The organism is Monashia sp. HAY1-5C, assembly GCF_056755255.1.
Genome location: NZ_JBPGXG010000653.1, coordinates 1 through 244, shown reverse-complemented (window position 1 = coordinate 244; position 244 = coordinate 1). Strand labels below are relative to the sequence as shown.

1 protein-coding gene is annotated in these 244 nt (G+C 32.0%); it reads left to right on the top strand.

From position 1 onward, the window contains the following. A partial coding sequence (locus ACR9ZK_RS23075) for a hypothetical protein (RefSeq protein ID WP_481344249.1) occupies nt 1-244 on the top strand: 244 nt, incomplete at both ends.

The window sequence follows — 244 nt, the reverse complement described above, 5'->3', positions numbered from 1 at the left end:
AATCAGTTATTTAAAGGATTTTTACATAATGCAGTTCATCTTCATAAAGATGCAATCTTAGCTTATGCTAATTCATTAGGTAGACGGCCTCAAGATTTATTACTACCTCACTTGCACGAAACTGAGAAACTTGACGAAATTATCGATGAAAATACTGAGTGGATTAGAATCGCTCATTTTGAAAAAGAATTAAAGAAAGAAAACTATTCCGATATTACACAGTACAAATCATATGGTGCTGTAG